Annotated in this window: 19 protein-coding genes and 1 tRNA gene; 15 read left to right on the forward strand and 5 right to left on the reverse strand. The window is 64.8% G+C overall.

The features are described from left to right. The first annotated feature begins 10 nt into the window (after nt 1-10). From HUTA_RS16115 to HUTA_RS08595, 4 genes are read left to right on the forward strand one after another with little or no spacing between them, the layout of a single operon-like run. Nucleotides 11-754 carry a DR2241 family protein gene (locus HUTA_RS16115; protein ID WP_394295035.1) on the forward strand — a complete coding sequence of 248 codons (744 nt, stop codon included), beginning with the start codon at nt 11-13 and terminating at the stop codon, nt 752-754. Then, on the forward strand, nt 754-1,590 hold the full coding sequence (cobA, locus tag HUTA_RS08585; RefSeq protein ID WP_015789505.1) for a uroporphyrinogen-III C-methyltransferase: 837 nt from the start codon (nt 754-756) through the stop codon (nt 1,588-1,590). Before HUTA_RS16115 ends, cobA begins: the two co-directional genes overlap by 1 nt. Then, the gene (locus HUTA_RS08590) at nt 1,587-2,639 is read left to right on the forward strand and encodes an anthranilate phosphoribosyltransferase (RefSeq protein WP_015789506.1); all 1,053 of its coding nucleotides are present in this window, start codon (nt 1,587-1,589) and stop codon (nt 2,637-2,639) included. Before cobA ends, HUTA_RS08590 begins: the two co-directional genes overlap by 4 nt. Before the next feature lies 1 nt (nt 2,640). Next, nucleotides 2,641-2,988 (forward strand): ferredoxin, encoded by a 348-nt coding sequence (locus HUTA_RS08595; RefSeq protein WP_015789507.1) that lies wholly within the window; start codon nt 2,641-2,643, stop codon nt 2,986-2,988. A 47-nt stretch (nt 2,989-3,035) separates the two neighbouring features. Here HUTA_RS08595 and serS read toward each other — a convergent pair whose 3' ends face one another. Both serS and HUTA_RS08605 read right to left on the reverse strand, forming a co-directional pair. Beyond that, nucleotides 3,036-4,391, reverse strand: a complete 1,356-nt coding sequence (gene serS, locus HUTA_RS08600) for a serine--tRNA ligase (RefSeq protein ID WP_015789508.1) — start codon at nt 4,389-4,391, stop codon at nt 3,036-3,038. A 167-nt stretch (nt 4,392-4,558) separates the two neighbouring features. Next, nucleotides 4,559-5,164: an MBL fold metallo-hydrolase gene (locus HUTA_RS08605; RefSeq protein ID WP_015789509.1), complete on the reverse strand. Its 606-nt coding sequence runs from the start codon at nt 5,162-5,164 to the stop codon at nt 4,559-4,561. Between the two features lie 98 nt (nt 5,165-5,262). On the opposite strand from HUTA_RS08605, the gene HUTA_RS08610 reads away from it, so the two are divergent. The 4 genes from HUTA_RS08610 to HUTA_RS08625 all read left to right on the forward strand — a co-directional run bounded on the left by HUTA_RS08610 (nt 5,263) and on the right by HUTA_RS08625 (nt 7,543). Then, the gene (locus HUTA_RS08610) at nt 5,263-5,442 is read left to right on the forward strand and encodes a DUF5786 family protein (protein WP_015789510.1); all 180 of its coding nucleotides are present in this window, start codon (nt 5,263-5,265) and stop codon (nt 5,440-5,442) included. Nucleotide 5,443: 1 nt separating this feature from the next. Then, nucleotides 5,444-6,001 carry an endonuclease dU gene (locus HUTA_RS08615; protein WP_015789511.1) on the forward strand — a complete coding sequence of 186 codons (558 nt, stop codon included), beginning with the start codon at nt 5,444-5,446 and terminating at the stop codon, nt 5,999-6,001. A 60-nt stretch (nt 6,002-6,061) separates the two neighbouring features. Then, nucleotides 6,062-6,646, forward strand: coding sequence for a uracil-DNA glycosylase (locus HUTA_RS08620; RefSeq protein ID WP_015789512.1), 585 nt, complete (start codon nt 6,062-6,064; stop codon nt 6,644-6,646). 144 nt (nt 6,647-6,790) lie between these two features. Further along, entirely contained in the window at nt 6,791-7,543 is a 753-nt protein-coding gene (locus HUTA_RS08625) for a hypothetical protein (protein WP_015789513.1), read from the forward strand. A gap of 15 nt (nt 7,544-7,558) precedes the next feature. Here HUTA_RS08625 and HUTA_RS08630 read toward each other — a convergent pair whose 3' ends face one another. Then, nucleotides 7,559-8,110 carry a response regulator transcription factor gene (locus HUTA_RS08630; RefSeq protein ID WP_015789514.1) on the reverse strand — a complete coding sequence of 184 codons (552 nt, stop codon included), beginning with the start codon at nt 8,108-8,110 and terminating at the stop codon, nt 7,559-7,561. A 149-nt stretch (nt 8,111-8,259) separates the two neighbouring features. On the opposite strand from HUTA_RS08630, the gene HUTA_RS08635 reads away from it, so the two are divergent. The 3 genes from HUTA_RS08635 to HUTA_RS08645 all read left to right on the forward strand — a co-directional run bounded on the left by HUTA_RS08635 (nt 8,260) and on the right by HUTA_RS08645 (nt 11,542). Beyond that, complete coding sequence (locus HUTA_RS08635; protein WP_015789515.1) at nt 8,260-10,269, forward strand: sensor histidine kinase; 2,010 nt, start codon at nt 8,260-8,262, stop codon at nt 10,267-10,269. A 193-nt stretch (nt 10,270-10,462) separates the two neighbouring features. Next, on the forward strand, nt 10,463-10,888 hold the full coding sequence (locus HUTA_RS08640) for a CBS domain-containing protein (protein ID WP_015789516.1): 426 nt from the start codon (nt 10,463-10,465) through the stop codon (nt 10,886-10,888). Between the two features lie 39 nt (nt 10,889-10,927). Continuing rightward, the gene (locus tag HUTA_RS08645; RefSeq protein ID WP_015789517.1) at nt 10,928-11,542 is read left to right on the forward strand and encodes a response regulator transcription factor; all 615 of its coding nucleotides are present in this window, start codon (nt 10,928-10,930) and stop codon (nt 11,540-11,542) included. Here HUTA_RS08645 and HUTA_RS08650 read toward each other — a convergent pair. Further along, nucleotides 11,533-13,092, reverse strand: a complete 1,560-nt coding sequence (locus HUTA_RS08650; RefSeq protein ID WP_015789518.1) for a PAS domain-containing protein — start codon at nt 13,090-13,092, stop codon at nt 11,533-11,535. The genes HUTA_RS08645 and HUTA_RS08650 overlap by 10 nt on opposite strands. A gap of 182 nt (nt 13,093-13,274) precedes the next feature. Between HUTA_RS08650 and hisH the strand changes: the two genes are divergently transcribed. Continuing rightward, the gene (hisH, locus tag HUTA_RS08655; protein ID WP_015789519.1) at nt 13,275-13,919 is read left to right on the forward strand and encodes an imidazole glycerol phosphate synthase subunit HisH; all 645 of its coding nucleotides are present in this window, start codon (nt 13,275-13,277) and stop codon (nt 13,917-13,919) included. An 18-nt stretch (nt 13,920-13,937) separates the two neighbouring features. On the opposite strand, the gene HUTA_RS08660 is transcribed toward hisH, so the two are convergent. Beyond that, complete coding sequence (locus HUTA_RS08660) at nt 13,938-14,228, reverse strand: hypothetical protein (protein WP_015789520.1); 291 nt, start codon at nt 14,226-14,228, stop codon at nt 13,938-13,940. An 84-nt stretch (nt 14,229-14,312) separates the two neighbouring features. Between HUTA_RS08660 and HUTA_RS08665 the strand changes: the two genes are divergently transcribed. From HUTA_RS08665 to HUTA_RS08675, 3 genes are all read left to right on the forward strand, one after another. Continuing rightward, nucleotides 14,313-14,690, forward strand: a complete 378-nt coding sequence (locus HUTA_RS08665; protein WP_015789521.1) for a Rid family detoxifying hydrolase — start codon at nt 14,313-14,315, stop codon at nt 14,688-14,690. Between the two features lies 1 nt (nt 14,691). After that, nucleotides 14,692-14,898 (forward strand): hypothetical protein, encoded by a 207-nt coding sequence (locus HUTA_RS08670; protein WP_015789522.1) that lies wholly within the window; start codon nt 14,692-14,694, stop codon nt 14,896-14,898. A gap of 69 nt (nt 14,899-14,967) precedes the next feature. Then, nucleotides 14,968-15,049, forward strand: a tRNA-Ser gene (locus HUTA_RS08675). The last annotated feature ends 33 nt before the right edge of the window (nt 15,050-15,082 follow it).

The following is a 15,082-nucleotide window of genomic DNA, read 5'->3' on the forward strand; positions in this document are numbered from 1 at the left end:
GGACCAGCCCGTGCGGCCGGACGCGGCCGAGGCGTTCCTGTCGTGGCTCGACACTGCACCCGCCGAGAACGGTTCTCACTCCCGGGAGTGGGGTGACCTCCTCGTGACCGTCGAGAAAGACACCTACGAACTCCGCCATCGCGACGATCATGGTGCCGCTCAGGCGACGCTCACCGAGCAGGACGCCGAGACGTTCCGGTGGTTCGTCCGCACCGACGACGATGGCCGCTTCCGGCCGTTCGCCGGCGAGCGTTCGCTCCCGACGGGGTGGGTACTCCCGGGCCTGAACGCGCGGGAACTCCTGCGGGCCGTCGCTGCGGTGTACCCGGCCGGCATCGAGATGTGGGCCGACGAACCTGCTCCAGTGTCGTTCCGGGACGTCGCTGCGCGCCAGACTGGGATGTACGCCGGCGTCTCGGACCTTTCAAATACGGAACTCGACAACCTTACCACAGCTGTGTGTGGGAACTGCGCCAAGCGACGGGAGTGGGAGGACGGTGACGGCGATCTATCAGCCGACACTGCAGAGCGTGCGGCCGTCGCTACCCAGACCACGACGAGCGACCTTCCCTGCCGGGAGCCGTGTTCGTTCGTCGTCGCCGCGGCTCGGGAGATACTCGCGACCGACAGCATCGACGAACAGCGACCTGACCAACCCGACGCTGACGTGCCGCCGGGCGACCTGACGCAGCCGGCGAACCGCTACCGGGTGCGGTACCGGCAGGCACGTGGCGTCACCCAGATTTCAGACTGATGAGCATGGATACGAACGGAACCGTCTACCTCGTCGGTGCTGGCCCGGGCGATCCCGAACTCATGACGGTCAAAGCCCGCCGCCTGCTTGACGAGGCCGACGTCGTCCTCCACGATTCGCTCGTGGGGAGCGGCGTCATCGAATCGATACCCGACGCAGCCCGCGTCGAGAACGTCGGTAAGCGCGCCGACGGGCAGCGCACGCCCCAGGCGGCGATCAACGAACGCCTCGTCTGTGAGGCCTCGGCCGGCCGTGACGTGGTTCGACTGAAGGGCGGCGATCCGACGCTGTTCGCCCGCGGCGGCGAGGAGGCCGAACACCTCGCGGCCCACGGCGTTGCCTTCGAGGTCGTCCCTGGCGTCACGAGTGCCATCGCCGGGCCGGGCGTTGCCGGCATCCCGGCGACCCACCGTGATCACGCCTCGGCGCTCGTTGTCGTCACCGGTCACGAGGACCCGACCAAGCCGAACTCGTCCCTCGACTGGGACGCACTCTCGCGGATCGTCGCCGCCGGCGGCACCCTGGTGATCCTGATGGGCGTCGGTCGACTCCCCGACAACGTGGCTGCGCTCCGCGCGGGAGCCGTCGACGCCGAGACGCCCGTGGCGATGGTCGAGCGGGCGACCCTGGAAGACGAGCGAGTCGTTACGGGCACGGTCGAGACGATCGAAGAGCGTGCAGAGGCCGCGGGGATCGAACCGCCTGCCGTGACCGTCGTCGGCGACGTCGTCGACGTCCGCGAGGCGGTCGCACATTGCCTGGGGGAAGCCGATGCGGTGGCCGAGGCCCCTTTGGCCGGCACGACCGACGGACTCGCGGAGGTGAACCGGCAATGAGTGACTACGGCGAGTGGCCCCTGAAGCGGCTGATGACCGAAGTGGTCGGCTCCGGGACGAAGTCCGCCGAGGACATGACCCGCGAGCAGGCAACCGAGGCGATGGAACGGATTCTCGACGACGAACCCGATCCGACGACGCTGGGTGCGTTCTGGCTCGCCAACCGCTGGAAGCACAACACGGGCGAGGAACTCGCTGCCTACGTCGACGCGATGGCTGATCGCGTCGAGACGGGGGTCCCCGACGTCGATCCGGTCGACTGCGGCGCGAACTACGACGGGAAGGAGCGGACGGCGATTTTAGGTGTCGCTGCGGGCGTCGTCGCTGCCGCCGCTGGGACGCCCGTCGTCGTCCACTCGGGCGACCGCGTCCCCACCCAGAAGAATGATGCGTACAAGCACGTTCTCGACGAACTCGGCGTCCGGACGGTACTACGGCCCGCCAAATCCGCCGCGATGGTCGAGGAGACTGGTTTCGGGTTCTACTACCAGCCGGCGTTCAATCCGGCGGTCGACGATCTGTTCGATCGGCGGGATCAGATGGGGGTTCGGACGTTCATCAACACCGTCGAGACGCTCGCCAACCCGGCCGGTGCGAGCGTTCACCTGGGCTCGTTCTATCACCTCTCGTTTGCGAAGAAGGTCGTCGAGACCTTCGAGCGCAGCGAAGCCCACTACCTCGACCGCGTCATCATGTTCCAGGGGATGGAGGGCTACGACGACATCCGACCGGGCTACACGAAGTTCGCCGAGTGGACCGAGGCCGAGGGCCTCGCAAGCGACGAGATCGAAACGGGTGCCTACGGCATGGACTTCGAGACCGACGACCTCTCTGTCGAGGACGTGGCTGGAGACAGCGCACGCCTCACCCGCGAGGTCCTCACCGGCGACCGGACGGATCTCTGGCACGACGCCGTCGCGCTCAACGCCGCGGTCCGGATTTACGCCGGCGGCAACGTCGACACGCTCGATGCGGGGCTCGATGCTGCCCGCACAGCCATCGACAACGGCTCGGCCGCGGCCGTCCTTGAAAATCTGCGGGGGTTCTGAGATGAGTGAGGACGACGATGAAGACATCGTCCAGCCAAGCGACGTCGGCGGGGATGACGGACCGCCGGTCGAGGCCAAGCCGTACAAGATAATCTTCGAGGCCAACCGGTGTTTCGGTGCCGGGAAGTGTGCCGCTGAATCACCGGACTGGGAGCTGGATCTCGAAACCGGCCTGGCCAAACCCAGCACCTACTATTTCGGGGAGGACGACCTCGATCATCACGTCCGGGCCGCCGAGAGTTGCCCGGCGAAGAAGGGCCGCGGCGTGATCCACGTCATCGATCGCCGGACGGACGAGGAGATCGCGCCCGATCCACACGGCGACGGCCGACTCAGCGTCGACTGGTAATCACTGCTCAGCGCTGACTGGTGATCGGTGAGAACATCGTCTGGCAATTATCGGTCGCCGGCACCCAGCGCACTCTCGCCGACCGGGTCCTGCCCTTCGATCAGTTCTTGGCCGTCGAGATACGGGCGGAGTGCTTCCGGCACCGTCACCGTCCCGTCGTCGTTCTGATAGTACTCCAAGATCGCCACGAGCACCCGCGGGAGTGCGACTCCAGAGGCGTTGAGCGTGTGGAGGTACTCGGCGGATTCGTGGCGCTCAGGCCGATATCGAATGCCGGCCCGTCGTGCCTGGAAGTCCTCGAAATTGGAGGCTGAGGAGACTTCGAGCCACCGACCGCCTTCAGTCGGTCCCTCCTCCATGTCGTCGCCCGGTGCCCAGACCTCGACGTCGTAGGTCTTCGCCGAGGCGAAGGTCAGATCGCCGGTACACAACTCCAGGATCCGGTAGGGTAACTCCAGCCGGCGGAGTACTTCCTCGGCCTCGTCCAGCAGTCCCTCGAGGCGCTCGTCGCTCTCTTCCGGCTCGACGAAGTTGACGAGTTCGACCTTGTTGAACTGGTGGACGCGGACGATCCCTCGGGTCTCGGTGCCGTGCTCGCCGGCCTCCTGGCGGAAGTTGGGCGTGTAGGCCTGGTGTTTCAGCGGGAGGTCGTCGTCGAGCAGGATTTCGTCGCGGTACATGTTCGTCACCGGGACCTCCGCCGTCGGGCACAGCCAGAGGTCCTCCTCTTCGAGCTTGTAGGCATCGTCGGCGAACTTGGGGAGTTGCCCCGTCCCGGTCATCGACTCACTGGAGACCGGGATCGGCGGGAACACCTCTTCGTAGCCCTGCTCGCGGTGGATGTCCCGCATGAACTGGATGAGCGCGTGTTCGAGGCGTGCGGCGTCGCCCTTTAGGAAGTAGAAGCCGCCGCCCGAGACTTTCGCGCCGCGTTCGAAGTCCAGGATGTCGAGTTCCTCGCCGAGATCGTAGTGGGGCGTGACGTCCTCGGGCAGGTCCCGCAGATCCTCGAACCCCCACCGTCGCGTTTCCACGTTGTCGCTTTCGTCCTCGCCCTCGGGAACGCCCTCCTGGGGGATATTGGGAATCTCCAGCAGCCGCTCTTCTAACTCCCTCTCGAGTTCGTCGGCGCGTTCCTCGACCTCCTGGAGCTCGTCTTTGAGTTCCTGAGAGCGTTCGATGGCTTCCTGGGCGGCTTCCTCGTCACCTTCCTGCTTGAGCTCGCCGATCTTCGAGGAGACCTCGTTGCGGTCGTGTCGCAGGTCGTCGCCGCGGGCTTTCAGCTCGCGCCACTCCTCGTCGATCTCCAGGATCGCGTCGAGATCGACATCGTCGACGCCGCGAGCGGCGAGGGTCTCTCGAACCTCCCCGGGGTGCTCGCGGACGTACTGGCGTGATAACATGGACGCCCTTTCTCGGTGGCGTCTCAAAACCGTATCGCTCTGGCCGGCTGCCGGCGACAGCGGTCGCTCGACGATCGGTACCCCGGAGAAACTCCGTCTATATCTTTACCTTGTAACCAGAGGTACTTAAAGCGCGATCCGTGGCCGAGCAGTGGGATACTCTCCGATCAGTCGTACTTCGGCTCGCGTCGCTCGGCCCGTTCCAGTGCTGTCTCGACGATCTCCCGAACGTCACCGTGGAAGGCGCCGCCGTGGCCGCTGTACATGTGTTCGACAGTCTCGGGCATCCGATCGAGGATGTCGCGGATCGACTCGATGAGGCGCTCGCGCGATTGGCCGGGATTGTCGGTCCGGCCGAAACTCCCGCCCTCGAAGGCCCCGTCGTCGTGAACTACGGTATCACCGGAGAAGAGCGTGGTCTCGCTCACCAGCGAGACGTGGTCGTCGGCGTGGCCCGGCGTGTAGACGACCTCGAAAGTTTCGTCGCCCATTTGGATCGTGTCGCCGTCGTCGAGTCCGTTCGTCCGCCGGGGGTGATCGGCGTTGGCGTACAGCTCGGCGTCGAAGGCGTCGAGGACCGCATCGAGTTGCGCGACGTGGTCGCCGTGCTGGTGGGTCAGGACGACGCTGTCCAGTTCGTCGGTATACTCCCGGATCACGTCGACGACGCCGTCCATCGCGCCGGCGTCGACGAGCGTCGGTCGGTCGCCGGTCGCGAGATAGACGTTCGCGGTGAACGTCTCCGCGTCGGCAGTTACGTTGTGAACGTCCATGGTCGAAGATAGGGTCCAGCAACGGGTTGAGTCTGGCGGTAATCGTGCCAGCGCATAGCGTGTGATTTTTCACCACGAATGGCATAGGTTTACATGGCATGGGGTTCGGGAGCTACGACGAAACTGAACAGGAGAATCAGGACCTGGACGCGGATTTTGATGATGATGACGGGGTCAACGCTGCGGAAAACACACACGACGGTGATCTTGAGTTCGAGTTCACCGCCTCGAACGACGAACTGATCGACCAGTTATCGGATATCAAGGAAAACACGTAACGTGAAATCGGGGGTTCGCGCGCTTGGCATTGCCGAATCGTTCACCGGCGATTCGAGTACGCTTGCCGGCGCAGTTGTCCGCGCCAGTCGCGTCACCGACGGCTTCGTCTTCGGCTCCTGCACCGTTGGCGGAAGCGATGCGACCGACGCCATTGCCCAGATGGTCCACCGCCTTGACCGCGCGGACGTTCGCTACCTGCTGGTCGCCGGGATCGCTCCGGCGTGGTTCAACGTGGTCGACCTGCACCGTCTCCACGAGGAGACCGGACTGCCGGTGCTCTCGGTCACTTTCGAGGACAGCGAGGGCCTGGAACCGGCGCTCCGTGAGGAGTTTTCCGGCGAAGCGCTCGCCTGGCGGCTCGATACGTACCGCGCCCAACCGGAACGCGAGCGTGTCTCGATGAACGATGAAACGGTTTTCGTCCGGAGTGTGGGCTGTGACTCGCCGGCCGGCGAGATCGTCCGGGCGTTCACCCCGGAAGGCGGGCGACCCGAACCGGTGCGGGTTGCGCGGCTGGCCGCCCGCGCGGCCGATCGGTCGTTCGGCCCCGACGAGTGATAGCACGCCTCCCAGACTGCGATAGCGACGTTTTTGCCGGCCCGGCTCGCAGGCCCGGGCATGGAACACATGGACGGCCTCTCGGTCGAGGGCTGCGAGCAGTGTGGCGACCTCGTGGCCTCCCGGTCGCGGATCGTCGACGGCGTGGGACCCGCGGATGCGGAACTCCTCTTTGTCGGTGAGGCTCCCGGCGAACGCGAGGACGAACAGGGCGAACCGTTCGTTGGCCGTAGTGGAACGGTTCTCGATGACGCGTTGCGGGACGCCGGGCTCTCACGAGCGGACGTCCGGATCACCAACTGTGTCCGGTGTCGCCCGCCCGAGAACCGCGACCCGACGAGCGACGAGCGTTCGAACTGTCGCCCGTACCTCGACCGGGAGATCGACCAGGTCGACCCAACGGTGATCGTCACCCTCGGAAAGGTACCGGGTGAGCATCTTCTGGGCAGGGACCTGGCAGTCACCAGCGAGGCGGGCTCGATCGAGGACGTCGATATCGAGGGGACCACCCGCCGTGTATTGATCTGTGTCCACCCCGCCGCGACGCTGTACGATCGCAGCCAGCGCGAGACCTTCGAACGGACGATCCAGCAGGCGGCCGACCTGGCGGGTGACGGCGGCCAGGTCGAACTCGGTGACTTCTGACCGGTGAGTACCCGCGATCCTTTAAGTGCCTCTGGTTACAAGGTGAAGATATAGACGGGGTTTCTTGAAGGATTTTCGGCGTTCCAGCCACCGGTTCGTTCGGACCCGCTGGATTCAACTGTCCGTAGCGTCGAGGTACGCATCATGCCGACACCGGGCGACGTGGGTACCGAACTGGAACCGGCCGAGCGCGAGCGCCGCGAGTGGCGTCGGGACCGGGCGATTTCGACGAAACCCGGCGACGGGACACTCACCCGTGCCGAGGCCAAGCGCGACGCGACGGTCAGACAGTTCGACATCGTCTCGCCGAGCGCGACGACGATCGGCCGCCCCGACTCACCCGATGGTGATCTCAGCGACCGCATACGGCGGCTTCACGACGAGCAACATCCCGCCATGACCGGCCACGCCGAGCGGATGCATCGTCTGGACAAGGCCCGCATCACCCACGCGCTGTGCAGCGAACTGGATCTGACGCCCTGGGAACGGGACCGTGCGCTGGGGGTCCTGACCGAGATCGACCTGACGGCGTTCGGGAGCCAGCGGGCGATCCCGAAGGTCGCCCTCGTCGTCATCCAGCATGTCGTCGACAGCGAGCGCCGCCGGCAACTCGGGCTGCACGACAGCGACCGGATCGCCGAGCTGGACCCTGACGAGATGGCGTCACTGTATGACCGTTTCGAGTCACTGACCGACGACGACCGGTATCGCGCCCTGCTGGCTGCCAACGGTCTCGATCAGACCAGCGTCAATCGACTCGATCGCGTCCTGCGCGACCAACTCGACGAACAGGAGCTGCACGGCGCAGTCTACGGGCGGGTCCCCCACCGCGACCCCCACTTGCCCCGCGCGGCCAATCGGGAGGCGGATCCGCCCGCGCCCGAACGGGACGACTGATCTGGGAGCCGCTACTCACGCTTCGAAGTGGCCGGGATAGCGGTTCTCGATGGATTTCAGCTCCGACTCCAACTGCTCGATTCGCTCGACCAGCTCCTGGAACTCCCGGCTATGCGTGAGCTCGGTGCGGTCCTTTTCGACCTCGAGGACGTTTCGCTTGACGCGCGCACTCGAGAGTTCTCGCTGGAGGCGTTCGTACTCGTCGAGAGCACAGAGCTTCTCGACGGTCGCTTCGATGTCTTCGGCACCGACTGGTTTCGTCCGGTAGTCGTCGATTCCCAGCTCCAGGATGTCGTAGTCAGGCGCGACCGCCGTGACTAACGCGACCCGACAATCCAGCCCACGTTCCTCGATGACTTTCAGCACTTGCTCTCCTGATAGCCCTGGCATCCGCCGGTCGAGCAACACCACGTCGACGGCTGGATCCAGCGCTTCGAGGGCTTGCTCACCGGTGTAGGCGACCCGGACCTCGTAGTCGCTGTCGAGCAGACGCGCGTATCCGTCTGCCGTATCGCGCTCGTCCTCGACGATGAGGACGGTCGCGTCTCCAGCACCCGTCGATGACACGTTACTGACATTGGTCCGCGTTACCAAAACACTTCCGGCGGGGCCGAGGGGTCGCGCCGGGAACACTGCCCAGTATCATGGTAGATACTCACGCACATAGCCTTATGATTGCCCGTCAGGTATTCGTGGTAACGAGTGGATCGAATCGCATGGCCTGGCAAACGTCCTGGATGATCGTCCCGCTGCTGATCGCGGCATTCTTGCTGCTGGTGCTCGGTCTGTCGATGCTACTGTTGGTAACGCGCGAGCGCATGACGCCGACCATCGGGGCGCTCCTCGTCTTCTGTCTGGCGGGTGCCACCTGGGCGATCGCCGAGGCCTATCAGGTGGCCAACACGGGCGCAAGCAAGCGCATCTGGTTTGCCATCGGTTCAGGGTCGTTCGTCGTGGTCGTGTTCGCCTGGCTCGTCTTTGCGCTGGCAGCCAGCGAGCGCGAGCGATGGCTTTCCCTGCCGCGGATCGCCCCGGTGTTGGCAGGGGGTGGCGTGCTGGCGGGGCTGTTCTTCACGAACCCGATTCATGGCGCTCTCTGGGAGTCGACTATCGTTTCGAGGGCGGGACTGTTCGTGCTTGACGTTCAGTTCACGGCAATCTACGGCGGTGCCATGCTCGGTTTGCTGACGGTGACTGGTCTCGGGATCGCGGTCCTGTGGGTCTACGGAACCCAGCGCGACGGCGTCAGCTTGCGCGCCATCGGGTGGATGGTCGCTGGCATCTCCTTCCCGGTCGGGACGGGGCTGTTGTACCACGTGGGACTCGGTCCCGGGGTGAACCTCACACCGATCGCGCTGGGGGGTACCGCGAGTACACTGATCTACCTCGTGTTCACCAGGGAGTTGATCGGTCGCGTGCCGCTCCCGCGTTCGGCTGTGCTGAATCGCATGGACGAGGGACTGGTCGTCGTCGGCGCGGACGGTCATGTGAGCGACCTGAATCCGGCAGCGAAGTCGTTGCTGGATCTCGAGGAAACGGCGCTCGGACGGACCGTCACGGACGTCATCCCCGAGTGGCCGGACGGCGTAGACGACGACCGAACCACGGTTGATGTCACCGTCGAAGATGGCGACCGCCGACACCTCCGGATTCGCGTGTCGCCACTGTCGGATAGTCACCACTCACAGATCGGGCTGATTTCCGACCGGACCGAACAGGAGGCACTCCAGCAGCGCTACCGGGCCATCATCGAGGAGTCCGCCGAAGCGAACGTGTTGCTCGACGAGAACGGCACCATCATATACGCGAGTCCGTCCGTCGAGCGCATCTTCGGGTGGACGTCGACCGAGATGGAGGGCGAGACGGCCTTCGAGTTCGTCGCCGAGACGGACCGCGAGCGGATCCGTGCGGAGTTCGAACGGGTCCTGGCAAATCCGGGCTATGAACCCCGACTCGAGTACCGCGTCGTCGATCGCGAGGGTCACGAGTGCGTCTTCGAATCCCTGGTTCGCAACCTCCTCGATCATCCTCACGTCGAGGCCATCGCTGTCACCTCGCGGGACGTCACCGAGCGTCGGGAGCGAGAACAGGAACTCGAGCGGATGAACGAGCGCCTCGAGGAGTTCGCCTCGATACTGAGCCACGATCTCCGCAATCCGCTGGAAGTGGCGGAGATCCACACGACCCTGGCACAGCGTGGTGACGAGGACGCCCTCGAAACCGTCCAGCAGGCTCACGACCGCATCGACGCCATGATCGACGACATTCTGACGTACGTTCGCGAGGACGACACTGTCGACCCGGACGAGATCGCTTTCGAGCCCGTCGTCCAGTCCGCCTGGGAGACTGTTCACACCCGGGGAGCCACGCTGTCGTTCGACATGCCGGCCGAGACGGTCATCGAAGCCGACCGGCGACGGCTCCAGCGCGCACTCGAGAACCTCTTCCGAAACTCGATCGAGCACGGGGGTGAGGCGGTGACCGTCCGGATCGGTCGGGCCGACGCGGGCTTTTTCGTCGCCGACGACGGTCCAGGAATTCCACCCGAGGATCGCGCATCGGTCTTCGACAACGGGTTCACCACCGCCGAGGAGGGCACGGGTCTCGGACTGGCGATCGTGCGCCGGACGGCCCAGGCTCACGGGTGGACTGTCACGGCGACCGAGAGTGAGTCGGGCGGCGCACGCTTCGAATTCGGCAACGTTTCGTTCCCGAGCGAAGACTGATGTTGCGTTCCCGAGCGAAGACTGACGTTACGGGGCCGTTCGAACCGCGACGCAGATACCGGCGGGTGGGTTTATGCGGTCCCAGTGCGTTAGCAATCAACATGTCCTGCGCCGATGGGGGTCGTCTCCCGCGGGCACGTCCCCCACGCGATCCGCGATCGGACACGCGCCACAGGATGGAGGGCCACGAGCCGTGCTGATCCGTGACGTGATGTCCCGGGAATACCTGACGGTCAAGCGGGGGCAGAGCCTCAGAGATGCCGTGGAGGCCATGCTCAAGGAGGGCCAGGAGTCCGTGATCATTACGAACGAGGGAGAGCCCGATGGGCTGATCACCCGCCGCTCGGCACTGATTGCCGCCTACAAGACCGACGAACCGCTCAGCAAGGTGCCGGTCTCGGGGTTCGCTTCTGGCTTTCCGACCTCCGTCAAACCCGACGCCACGGTCCTGTTCGCCATCGGCCAACTGATCAACGCGGACGAGGAGGTCCTGCCAGTGGTCGAGGATCTCGAACTGGTCGGGGTCGTCACCCGGGAGAACCTGCTCGATGAGTATACGAACCTTCGCAACGAGGCGTTCGATACCATCGAACGGCGCAAGGAGTGGGAGGAACAATGACAACGAGCGACCGGAATCAGGGCCACCCCAACAGTACACATGACTGACGACACAGACGTGACGGTGCTTATCGTCGAGGACGAACAGCAGATCGCCGACGGATACGCTTCGATCCTGCGTGATCGCTACACCGTGAAGACGGCGTATTCCGGCGAACAAGCGCTCGAAACCATCGACGACGACGTCGACGTGGTGTTGCTCGACCGGATGATGCCCGGCCTGTCGGGTCGGGAGACGCTGACCGAATTCCGCGAGGCGGGGTTCGAGTGTCCGGTCGCCATGGTCACGGCGAAGGTCCCGGATTTCGACGTCATCGAGATGGGATTCGACGACTACCTCACCAAGCCGGTCGATGTCGATGAGCTCGAAGACACTGTCGAGCGACTGATCGCGCTGGGTCGTCTCGATCCGTCGGTTCGGGCGTTCGTCGCCGACACGATCAAGCAAGCCAGCCTGGAAGCCAACAAGCCATCCGTCGAGCTATCGACGAGTGAGGACTACCAGGGGCTTCGCGACCGGTTGAGTTCCCAGGGTGCCGAACTCGGCGACATTTCGGCGGCGATGACCGACGAGGAGTTCGAACTCGTCCTCCAGACCATCGTCCGCAACCTTGGTGACGGCCAGGACGGGCAGGACTCGCTGGATCAGCTGTAAGCTCCTGCCTGGCGTTTCCAGGCCGTCACGTCGAACGTGAGTATCGTCTCCCCGTCTTCGTGGGTGGTTTCGATATCCCATCCCAGTGCTTCCAGCACGAGTCGGACCTTCAAGAGGTGTTTCGAGCCGTCGAGTAGCTCCTGATCGCTGTACCGGCCGGTCAGGTTCGGGATCGACAGTTCCCCGGGGACCCGGAGGCGAAAGCCGCGCCCGGTAGACTCGAAAGCCATGGACGTCCCGGGGCCGAGTTCGGCGCCGAGCTCTTCGATTAGTAGCGCTGTGCGCACGTGATCGGTCCGGAGCTCGATCGAGTCCCCGCTGACGGTACAGTCTGTCCGCTGCTCGGCCAGCGTCCGAATGTCGATGTCGCTGACGTCCCCGCCAGTCTTCACGACGGCGAACAGCTCGCTGAACTCCCCGACGAGCTGTTTGAGCCCGTCGACCATCTCTGCCTCCGTCTGACGCGCCTCGGTGAACGATCGTTTCATGTCCGCCCAGGTGTCGGCCAGCGAAGCCAGTGCCTCCCGGACCGCCGCGGCATCGGTCTGAACCTCGTCGTCGACGTCGCTTGGTGGTTCTTCGCCGGGCTGAACCTCCATGCCGAGCAACGAGGACAGTTCCACGAGGGACTCCCGGCCTGACGCTTCGGCGTCGAACCCGCCTTCCATCTGTGAGGCGACAGCGATCTGGATCTGCGTCCGGTTTCGGAAGTTGTGGTCGTAAATTCCATAGAGGTGCTCGATGGCCTCGCGCACGTTCTTGACGAGCATCCGCTGGCGAGTTAGATCCGTAATGTTCCGCGAGATGCCGACCAGGCCGATCACCCGCCCGCTGGGATCCGTCACGCGGTGTTTGCTTGCCGTGACGTGGATCTTCTCGGCCGCCGCGTTCTCGATCCACTCCGGCTTGCGCTCGATCCCCCGATGACCTTCGATCACCGCCATGTTGTCGCGATAGAGCTCCATCGCCGTCTCCGGGAGGAACGTGTCGAACTCGCTGGCCCCGACCAGGTCGGCCGGTTCGAGATCGTGCAGGTCGGCCTTGGCCTGGTTGACGCGGACGAACCGGGCGTGGCGATCGAAGATATAAATCAGATCGTCGAACTCGTTCATCAGCGTGTCGTAGGCGCGGTCCTCGACAGAGACCTGAGCCCCGATGCCGCCGGCACTGGATGCGACCGGGACAGTCGCCCCGATGTGGAGACTCTCCAGGCGGTCCTCGAAGTGACCCATGTCCTCGGTGTGTAAGAACACGTCCGCGCCGGATAGCATCGCTTGCGCGACCTTCTCGGGACGATCGCCGACGTACATGACCCCACGCACTGGGTCGGCTGCGGCTGCCGCCTCAACGGCCGTGATCGCGTGCTCGCCGGCTTCGACGACGACGTACGCCGGCGGGGTGGCCGTGGCTTCGAGCTCGGCCACGTCACTCGGGTCCAGCGTCGACACGCCGGCCGTCACTCGCGTACAGACTGATCGGTACGTCGAGAGATAGTCGACTGCTCCCGGAACGATACCGACGTGCGAATCCGCGAGTGATTGCTCGGTCACCGTTTATCGCCCCTTGCTACTGTGGCCACGGATAATCTGAATTGATACATCGTCCGCGGTCTGCATGAATTTTGGGTACAGAATGAGATAGCTGCCGATGCTCGAGACCGGACACCTGAGTTCGCCGGGCGACACTCGCCCGAAGGAAAACCCCCAAGAGCCGACGCCGCCAAGGATGCCACATGAGCGAGCGTGACCGTGCCGACGTCGTCGTCGTCGACTACGGACTGGGGAACCTTCGGAGTGTCACCCGCGGTCTCGAACGGGCGGGCGGACGAGTCGAGGTGACGGACGATCCGGGCGCGCTCGACCGCGCCGACGGGATCGTCCTTCCCGGCGTCGGCGCGTTCAGCGAGGGGATGGACAACGCCGGTCCGTTCCGGGACGCACTCCTCGATGCCGCCGAGGACGGCCGACCGCTACTGGGCATCTGTCTTGGAATGCAGATGCTACTCACGACCAGCGAGGAGGCCGAGCACGCCGGCGAGGGTGACGTCGAAGGGCTGGACCTCATCCCGGGGACGAACCTTCGGTTCGACGGCGACCGGAAGGTTCCCCACATGGGCTGGAACGAACTCGCCGTCGAGCGCGACCACCCCCTTCTTGCGGGTGTCGACGGCGAGTACGCTTACTTCGTCCACTCCTATTACGCCGAACCCGACGACACAGCCGCCACTGCGGCGTCGACCGAGTACGGCGAGCGCTTCGCGAGCGTCGTCGCCAACGAGGCCGGCAACGTCATGGGGACGCAGTTTCACCCCGAGAAATCCGGTGAGACGGGGCTCCGCATTCTCGAAAACTTTGTCGCGTACTGCGCCGATCAGTAGCGTCGCGATCCGACCGGTTCACAGTGCATTCACGACCACGAGTGCCGACCAGGCTAGCATGGCTCCACCCATTATGATGCCGACGTAGCCGACGACCCCCAGCACTCGTGGCGAGATCTGTTCCGGATCGATCCGTTCGGGATCGGTGACGACGCCATACCCGAAGCCTAACAGGAGGATCCCGACGATCGCTTCCATCGCGATCACGATCGTCGACTGGCCGCCAAAGGCTAACTGCGTCGCCCCGACAGCCACGTTTCCGAGCCCCAGCAGGACGACGCCGTATCCGTAGCGTAAACGGGTCTCCATGGGGTATCGTCATCGGCCAGCCGCATTAACGTACGGACCCGCCCCGCCAGCGGTTTTATACTGCGTCCGGTCGGATTGTCCGGCATGAAGCGCACCATCGAGACCGATGCGGCCCCCGCGGCAGTCGGGGCGTACAGTCAGGCGACCGCAACCGACGAGCTGGTGTTCACCGCCGGGCAGATCCCACTGACGCCTGACGGTGACCTCCTCGATGACGCTGCCATCGACGTCCAGACCCAGCAGGCGCTGGACAACGTCGCGGCAGTTCTCGACGAAGCGGGCGCGAGCATGGACGACGTCCTGAAGGTAACTGTCTACGTCGAGGACATCGAGGACTTCGAGGCGATGGATGCGGCCTACGAGACGTTCTTCGATGAGGAGCCACCGGCCCGGAGCGCCGTCGAAGTCGCCGCCTTGCCGAAGGGTGTCGGCGTCGAGATCGAAGCCGTCGCGACGGTCTGAGATGGCCGGAGCCACGCTCCGGTGGCGCGAGGCGCTGGTCTGGGGGCTGGTCGGCGGGCTCTCCTTTCTGGTCCTCCTGCAGGGCTACGAACTGCTGACGCCCGCGGGCGTCGACCCGCTCGTGAAAGGCGGGGTCGCCCTGGCCGTCACTGGGGTCGGGACGGTGCTGGCAAGAGTCACCGAGCCCTGGTTGCGTTCGGCCCTGTGAGGGCACCCGAACGCCCTTCGATCCAGAGCGAAAACGCTTAACCACACCGTCACTCATCAGTAGATACGAGCCAGGATGGCCGAACGGTAAGGCGCACGCCTGGAAAGCGTGTTCCCTTTCGGGATTCAGGGTTCAAATCCCTGTCCTGGCGTGGGCGACCCGAACATTGTGAGGGTTGCCGAAC

Source organism: Halorhabdus utahensis DSM 12940 (assembly GCF_000023945.1).
GTDB lineage: Archaea > Halobacteriota > Halobacteria > Halobacteriales > Haloarculaceae > Halorhabdus > Halorhabdus utahensis.